Here is a 7,795-nt window from a genome sequence, read left to right as displayed (position 1 = left end):
AGCAAACCACCCGTTGGACGGGTGGTTATGATTATTTTGCAGACGAATCGGGCGACGGGGCCCTTGCCGCATTCGTGTGGACAGCTGTACGTTTGCCGTTACCACCCCCCCGGCTTCACATACACTGTGGTATATGCTCCGGTATTATCACGTTTTGGGAGGAAATCGATGTGGTCAAAAAACGCAAGCCGCGCATCCGACTGAACCGTAAACCGATTCAGCGTAAGCCGACGTTACCGCGTTTGGTCAATCATCAGGCCCCCCTGGTATCCATCATCATCCCGGCGATGAATGAAAGGGCGACGCTGGCCGGCGTGTTGCGTGAGGCGGGCCGGGTTCATCCGTACAGCGAGACGATCGTCGTCGTCAACGGATCGACCGACGGGACCGCTGAGCTGGCGAAAGCCTGCGGTGCCCGTGTGCTCGGAACACCGGAGCCGCTGGGGCATGATGTCGGCCGGCGCGTTGGGGCGGAGGCCGCACGCGGCCAAGCGCTGCTGTTCGTTGACGCTGACATGATTATTCCCGCTCGGGAGCTACGCCCTTATGTTAAGGCGGTGTTAGCCGGCGTTGACGTTGCGCTAAATGGCTACTCAGGTCCGGCGAGTCGGAAGGAAGCCCATCCGGTCGTTCTGGCTAAACACGTCCTAAACGGTTTGTTGCAGCGGTCCGACCTGCGGGGGGCTTCCTTGACGGCGGTGCCTCATGCGATGAGCCGGAAGGCGGTGGAAACCGTCGGACCGGACGCCCTGGAGGTTCCGCCGCTGGCCTTGGCTAGAGCGGTGCGACTCGGGTTAAACGTACAAGCGGTCCATACCGTTCCTGTCGGGAAGTTGAATCCTGCCCGGGGATGGGTGCGGAACAAGGGGAGACGCGTTGATCCGCTGACGGCACTAGTGGCAGGCGATCATTTGGAGGCGATTCATTGGCTACTCCGTCAGCAGGGTCCACGCGGTGGGTACGGCGATTTAGGTCGGCAGCGCGGCAAGGTGAGGTGAAACTTTGATGGAAGCGAAGCAATCAATTAAGCAACGCCGGAAACGAAAAGGCGGATCTCTGGCCCGCCCGCAAGGAAGAGCTGGCCGGATGAAGAGCAGCTTGGCCCGCAGAGGCAGCCGTATGGCTCGGCCGTCCGCAAGGAAGGGGCTGGCCGGCGGCTTGATTCAACGCTTGAAAGCGAGGGCTCTGGCCGCAGGTGCCAGAGCAGCTGCGTCACGAGAGAAAGCAGCGGCCGATTCGCCTCACATGCAGGCTTGCTTTCAAGAATGGGCACGGGCGGAACGGTTGGACAATAGTCCCTTTGCGACTATTTTAGCAGCCTCCTTGGCGTATCGCCGCGGTTATGCCGATACGGCCGGGCTGAGTACGCCGTGGCTCCCTTTGCCGCTGAACGGGAGCGCCTCGGCTATCGTGACGGCGAGCAATGAGGAGAAGACGCTGCCTGCGGTTGTGGCAGAGCTTCGCAAGCTGCCGTTGCAGGAAATTATCGTGGTTCTAAACGGCTGCAATGACGGCAGCTTTACCGCTGTGGACCGGGATCCGCGGATCACGCGGCTTAGCTTCCCTGAACGATTGGGCCATGACGTAGGCCGAGCGATCGGGGCGGCGGCGGCCACCGGAGACATTCTCCTCTTCACGGATGGGGATCTGTGCGTCGGCGCAGAGGATTTAGCCGCCTTCCTGATCGCGATCGACCAGGGAGTGGACTTGGCGTTAAACGATTTGTCGCCGTATCTGCCGCCCTTTTCCCAACAGGATGAGGTGACGCGCTGCAAGGCCTTCCTTAACTTGGCGTTAGGGCGTCCGGATTTGAAGGCGAACTCGCTGACGGCGGTGCCGAACGCCTTGTCCCGCCGTGCGTTGCAAACGGTGGGGACCGCTGCCCTGATCGTTCCTCCGAAAGCCCAGGCGCTGGCTTTAGCCCGCGGTCTTAAAGCGGGTGCGCCCATTTCCGTGGACGTGATCCGCAAAAACCGGATTCGCACCAGTAACAGCGGAACGGGCAACGCAGTCGCGCAAATGATCATCGGCGATCATATGGAAGCGCTCGGCGAGGTTATGAAGACGGAGGGCGTCCGTCTGCGGTTCGCGACAATCGGGCGCAGTGAATTGGCGAAAATGAGGAATGCCCGATGAGCGGAACCGGTGTCACGAGCATTATCATTCCTACTTATAACGGATTACACTTGCTCGCCCCTTGTGTGGAGGCGATCCGCCAATATACGGAGACGCCCTACGAAATTATCGTCGTGGATAACGGCTCCGAGGACGACACCGCGTCGTTTTGCCTGAAGGAGCGCTTGATCCTCGCGGCGCTCCCGCGAAATGAAGGATTTCCGGTCGCCGTAAATCGGGGGTTGTCCGTCGCTTCAGGCGATCAACTGCTTATCCTGAACAACGATGTTGCCGTCTCCCCGCGATGGCTCTCCAATTTGTTGCTGGCGCTGCACAGCGCCCCCGATATAGGCCTTGTTGGTCCGGTGACCAATTACGCCAGCGGACGGCAACAGGTTGCGATTGACTGGGTGGAAGGCGAGGATTTCGCCCAAGCGGCGGAGAAACATAACCGTTCTGACTCTTCCAAATGGCTGGAGGTCCAGCGGCTTGTCGGGATGTGTCTGCTGTTTAAGCGAGAGGTACTGGAGCGGGCGGGGCTCTTCGACGAAGGATATTCGCCCGGACATTATGAAGATGACGATTACTGCTACCGCGCGCGGCAGTTGGGCTACCGTCTGCTCATTTGCGGGGATACGCTGGTGTACCATGAAGGCAGCTCCAGCTTTAAAGCCCAGCATCCGGAAGGGTGGAATGAACTCCTGGAACGGAACCGTATGCGGTTTATCGAGAAATGGGGAGTGGATCCCTGGCAATTTATCTCATGAGAAAATCAAATCTTTGGCATAAGGGAGGAGCGTTCATGAAAGGCGTGATTTTGGCGGGGGGCAGCGGCACGCGTCTATACCCGCTGACCCGATTGATCAACAAGCATCTGCTTCCGGTCGGGAATTATCCGATGGTCTGTTACGGCATAGAACGGCTGCGTCAAGCTGGAATCACCGATATTCTCATCGTGATCAGCAAGCAATCGGCCGGTCTGTACGCCGATTTCCTCGGCAGTGGGGAGAACTTCGGTGTGAACCTGACGTATCGCGTCCAGGAGTCAGCCGGGGGGATCGCCGAAGCCCTGGAGTTGGCTGACGGGTTTATTCCGCCCGGCGGCAAGTTCCTTGTACTGTTAGGCGACAACCTGTTTTTGGACGATTTAACGCCCTATGTGGAGAAATTCAAGCAGCAGCCACCAGGCAGTGCCCGGGTGATGCTGAAGCCGGTGGATGACCCACGTCGTTACGGTGTGCCGGTGTTTGCCGAGGACACACCGGAACTTATCGCCTATATCGAAGAAAAACCGAAAAAACCGAAATCCAAATTTTCGGTCACCGGCATTTACATGTACGATGACTCGGTATTCGGCATTATCCGCAGCATCGATCGTTCCGCCCGCGGTGAATTGGAGATTACGGACGTGAACAATCGCTATGCGCATAACGGCATGCTGGAATTCGATGTTCTCCAGCTATGGTGGGGCGACGCGGGTACGCTTGAATCGCTGCAGGAAGCCGGAATTCATATGAAAGGCGTACTTCCCTAAGCGATTAGGGAGGCCGGAAAGGAGGCACGGGATGGCTTCACGCGAAAACTCAGCCGGACGGAGTCGCAAGGCCCACCGCCGGCAAGGTAGGGGTAAAGCGGCCGCAACGGTCCGCCGCTCCGCCGGCCGTCGGAAGGCCAGCCGCGTAGTCCGTAACGCGCCCGCCAAGGGCGCGCTTCACCGGCGGCGCGGAAGCCGCCGGCGCTTGAACGGGCGCCGTGCGGCCCGCCCGGTGGTGTGGCGGCGAGCCCTGCCGGCAGCGAGCCGAACGGGCATCGCGGGCAGTCCTGGCGGCAACCCGGGAGAGGCTGCGGCCGCCGCTGCGCCTGACCCGAGCGCTTCAGCGCCGCCGCCATTGCCCACGCCCGAGCCGACGGTACTAAACCCGGTCCCGGAGGGCGGCTTCGAGGCAGCATGGTTCGCAGCCGAGGCGGAGCGAGTCCGTGCTGCCGCTTATGAGGAAGGCTACCGCGAAGGCTTCTTTGAAGGCGGGGAAGCGAAGCTGGGCCGCTTGATACCGCGCCATACGCTACTGCCTGAGGTGCGGGTCGACGACGTCATCGCCGCGGGATTCCCTGCTGTTGCCGGACGGTTGTACCCGCTGCTCACGCCGGTTGGCGTATTCGCCGCTACCGACGAGGCGCTGCGGGCCGGCCGGCCGCTGTCCGTCGTCCGCCTCGGGGACGGGGAGCTGATCACTTTGGCGCACGGGACGGTGATCGGGGCCGAGGAAGCACTCCGCTGGGGGGCTTTTTTGCCCTATGCAGGAGTGCAACTGCCGGATCCGGCCGCGCGCGAGGCTTTGGCCGCCGCCGTGCGGGCCGCTGATATCATCGGGGTGCCGGAATCCCGGCATCCGTCCTATCAAGGGTTATTGTTTCCCGTGCTGCACCATTATGGGATCGATTACCGCACTTTGCAGTTGACCACATCGACCATAAATTACGAATTAAATACCGGCGGTTATTTGACGAGACTGTTGCATGGCCGGCGCGTCCTGCTGATCGGGAATCAGGCGGAGGCGCTGGCAGGGTTTCTCGGGCAACGCAGCGTGAACGTTGTGGGGTGGCTCGCTCCGGTTCAGGGCGTGGCCGATGTGCCGACGGTCGCCATGCGCGTCCGGGAATTTCCGGATTTTGACCTGGCTCTGGTTGCCGCCGGTGTGGCTGCTGTGATGATTTGCCCGCAGCTGTCCAGAGAATTGGGCAAGGTGGCGCTGGATATGGGTCATCTAGCCGATAAACTGATAAAAGGCGAGGCGGCCCTGCCGCAACTCGGGGAGGTGCACACCGGTGCAAACGGAAATTGACGGAAACACCAACGACCAGGCGAAACGTCCTTCAGGGACCTACGAACAAGGGCATGCTGCCGGCTATGCATATGGGGTCCGCGAAGGCATCCGGACGTTTGGTACGGGCCAGGAATTCACGAGTATCATTATTCCAACCTATGATCGCATAGATTTGTTGCTTCAGTGCTTGGATCACATTGATCAGCACACGTCTTCCCCGTATGAGGTTATCGTTGTCGACAATGGATCGGCCGATGGTACGGCCGAGGCCGTTCGCAGGCGACGCGGGCGGGTAAGGCTTGCGGTGCATTCGCAGAACCTGGGGTTTGCCCGTGCGGTGAATACCGGCTTAATGATGGCTAAAGGAAATACGATCGTGCTGCTGAATAACGACGTGCTGGTCACGGAGCGCTGGTTGGATCAGTTGTTGGCATGTCTCCGGCAATTTCCGGAGGCCGCTGCGGCGGGACCCGTCACGAATTACATCAGCGGGGAGCAGTTAATCGACGTTCCTTATAAAGATGTTACGGATATGCCGGCTTTCGCCGCTATGCACAACCACTCCGATCCGCGGAAGTGGCGCGTGACCGATCGGCTGGTGGGCTTTTGCGTTGCGTTTCCGCGTACGACATTGGATCAAATCGGTTATTTTGACGAGGGGTACGAAATCGGCAATTTTGAGGACGACGATTGGGTCGCGCGTTTGCGTTTGCAGGGGAAGAAGATGGTGATCGCCGGGGACACCTTTGTCCATCATTATGGAAGCATGACGATGAAAGGACTGGGTTCCCAAGGCTTTCAGGAAGTTAACACCCGTAATCACCATTTCTTCCGCGAGAAATGGGGGGATCTTCAAGCACTGTATGCGCGGATGCCGGCATGGCGCGGAGAGCGGACGCTGCAGGCGGCGGATTTCTTCCCAACCCATGTGCGGGTTCGGGACGCGAACGGGGGCGTGCACTGGTTGGAGCAGGGGGTTCGCCATCGGCTGCACCAGGTTGGCGCCCTGGTCACAGAGCCGACGCGGCTGTCCGTGCTGGATTTGCTCCAGCTGCCGGCCGGGCCAGACCGATCGCAGGAACAGCTAGCTGGTTTCAGCGGGAGCGCACCGTCCGAGGCAGGCTTAACGGACGGCACCGTTGCCGTCTGCGGTGGGCGGTGGTATCAAATTGATCGAGGGCAGCGGCGGGAGATCATCTCCGAATACACATTGCACGCGTGGGGGCTTGCACCTTCGGGTATCGCACTTTCGGAAGACGTGGTGGGCGCTTATTCCGAGGGGCTGCCCATCCTGCCGCCTCCGCATCTCGTTAGTGAGGATTTATAGGCTGGCAAGGGCCGGTTCCCCAGGAACGCGCTTATTCGTACCGGCATATGTTATTGCAGGCAGGGCATCTGAGAGGACGGTGTCCGCTTCCTGAAGCGAAAGGCGGTTCTTAGGCGAGGAGGAGTCAGGGTGGAGCAAAAAATTTCGGAGATCATCGTGCACATGGCCCACTCTCATCAGCAGATGGCGCGGGTGATCGATGCCGAGCGGCAGGTTGCCGTGCGCATGGCGCAGATCGTGCATGCGATTCCCGATGCCGAGCCGGCGTTTGAAGGAACGTCCGGCATATTGGAGAATTCGAGCCGGATTAACAAAAGCGTGATCTCCTACTTAAATGCCATTGCTGATTTGCAGGAGGCGATGGCAGAGAATTTGGGGATAGTTATGAAACAAATGAAAGGTCATGAAGAAGAGTGAGGTTAAAGAAGCGGGGTATGATGCCATGAGCAGGGAACTGGCCTATCTGAACATGCTGGATGCGGCCGCCAAGATCCAGTGGAACGTCGCGATGATTCTCGAGGCCAAGGCGGTTGAATCCGAGAAGGTGCGCAACTGGGTATTGAATCATGTGCTGGAGAGCAGTTTTGAGGATCACGAAAAGCAGCTGTCCGATCCGCTGGATGTTCACGATCAGCTCGTGGAGGTGATCGAGGGCCTGACCAAGCTCCAGAACGGGCTGTGCAGCAACTTGAAAACGATACTGCCGCCCGAGGACGAGGAAAGTGGCGGCGACAGTAGCCTAGACGGTAATTTTAGCGGAATGTTCGGTGGTGATTTTGATCTGGGGGATTCAAACAAATGACCCTCTTTCCTCTTCAGGCCGGGGAGGAGGCCAAATTACGGTTGATCGACGCAATCAGCCAGAGCCAGCTGGCGATGGCACGAATTCTCGGCAGCCTCGCCGATGTGACCGAATTGTCTCCGGACGCCGCCAGACATATTGCCGGCAATATCGATAGATTAACGAAATATCAGGAAGCGATGGCCCGCACGGTCTGCGGGTTGACTTTTCATCGCGTCAAATACGGAACTCCTTCGCCGCCGTGGATGATGGACGCTTGTTATGCAGCATACAACGTTACCCGAGGAGAACAGGAGGAAGAAGGATGGCAAAAACCAAACTCCGGCGCACCCGCCGTGTGAAACCGCGCGCGCTGAGAAAAATCAAGCCCCGTAAGAAACGGAAGCTGTCCCTGCGCCGGGGAAGCAAGCTGACCACTGCCCGTCGCAAACGGCGCAAGGTGATGCATAAGCTGCGTTCACGCCGCAGCAGAAGAAGATGGAGAGGTCGTCGCGCCGCTCTTCCGGTACCCGCAGCCGTGATCCCCGCTCCTGAACCGGCTGCCGTACCGGAACCCGTTGCCGTCCCGCCGGCAACACCTGAGGACGCCGTGGTTTACGATCAAGCTTATAATGAGTCGTATCAGGAAGGGTTTAATAATGGCTTCGCCCAAGGTTACGAGGACGGGCACAAAATAGCCTATAAAAATCAAATCTAGCAGAAACGCTGTCGGTGATCCGGCAGCGT

10 protein-coding genes are annotated in these 7,795 nt (G+C 59.2%); all 10 read left to right on the top strand.

Annotation, left to right across the window (positions count from 1 at the left end; all coding sequences use genetic code 11):
• The first annotated feature begins 170 nt into the window (after positions 1–170).
• The gene (locus tag IM700_RS22840; protein WP_193419144.1) at positions 171–998 is read left to right on the top strand and encodes a glycosyltransferase family 2 protein; all 828 of its coding nucleotides are present in this window, start codon (positions 171–173) and stop codon (positions 996–998) included.
• 7 nt (positions 999–1,005) lie between these two features.
• Positions 1,006–2,136 (top strand): glycosyltransferase family 2 protein, encoded by a 1,131-nt coding sequence (locus IM700_RS22835; RefSeq protein WP_239484162.1) that lies wholly within the window; start codon positions 1,006–1,008, stop codon positions 2,134–2,136.
• The gene (locus IM700_RS22830) at positions 2,133–2,882 is read left to right on the top strand and encodes a glycosyltransferase family 2 protein (protein WP_193419145.1); all 750 of its coding nucleotides are present in this window, start codon (positions 2,133–2,135) and stop codon (positions 2,880–2,882) included. The genes IM700_RS22835 and IM700_RS22830 overlap by 4 nt, the downstream gene beginning before the upstream one ends.
• 35 nt (positions 2,883–2,917) lie before the next feature.
• The gene (locus IM700_RS22825; RefSeq protein WP_193419146.1) at positions 2,918–3,649 is read left to right on the top strand and encodes a sugar phosphate nucleotidyltransferase; all 732 of its coding nucleotides are present in this window, start codon (positions 2,918–2,920) and stop codon (positions 3,647–3,649) included.
• Between the two features lie 31 nt (positions 3,650–3,680).
• Positions 3,681–4,958 carry a GT-D fold domain-containing protein gene (locus IM700_RS23320; RefSeq protein WP_239484160.1) on the top strand — a complete coding sequence of 426 codons (1,278 nt, stop codon included), beginning with the start codon at positions 3,681–3,683 and terminating at the stop codon, positions 4,956–4,958.
• A complete protein-coding gene (locus tag IM700_RS22815) occupies positions 4,942–6,267 on the top strand; it encodes a glycosyltransferase (protein ID WP_193419147.1) in 1,326 nt (441 codons plus the stop codon). The genes IM700_RS23320 and IM700_RS22815 overlap by 17 nt, the downstream gene beginning before the upstream one ends.
• Positions 6,268–6,396: 129 nt before the next feature.
• Complete coding sequence (locus tag IM700_RS22810) at positions 6,397–6,684, top strand: nucleoside-diphosphate sugar epimerase (protein WP_193419148.1); 288 nt, start codon at positions 6,397–6,399, stop codon at positions 6,682–6,684.
• 25 nt (positions 6,685–6,709) lie between these two features.
• A complete protein-coding gene (locus IM700_RS22805; protein WP_155606285.1) occupies positions 6,710–7,069 on the top strand; it encodes an alpha-helical endospore appendage domain-containing protein in 360 nt (119 codons plus the stop codon).
• Positions 7,066–7,410 carry a hypothetical protein gene (locus IM700_RS22800; RefSeq protein ID WP_155606286.1) on the top strand — a complete coding sequence of 115 codons (345 nt, stop codon included), beginning with the start codon at positions 7,066–7,068 and terminating at the stop codon, positions 7,408–7,410. Before IM700_RS22805 ends, IM700_RS22800 begins: the two co-directional genes overlap by 4 nt.
• A complete protein-coding gene (locus IM700_RS22795) occupies positions 7,374–7,766 on the top strand; it encodes a FliH/SctL family protein (protein WP_193419149.1) in 393 nt (130 codons plus the stop codon). Before IM700_RS22800 ends, IM700_RS22795 begins: the two co-directional genes overlap by 37 nt.
• Positions 7,767–7,795 lie beyond the last annotated feature (29 nt).

It is taken from the genome of Paenibacillus rhizolycopersici (genome assembly GCF_014947195.2).
GTDB classification, from domain to species: Bacteria; Bacillota; Bacilli; order Paenibacillales; family Paenibacillaceae; genus Fontibacillus; species Fontibacillus rhizolycopersici.
The sequence above is the reverse complement of the archived record's forward strand: the minus strand, read 5'-3'. Positions and strand labels throughout refer to the sequence as shown.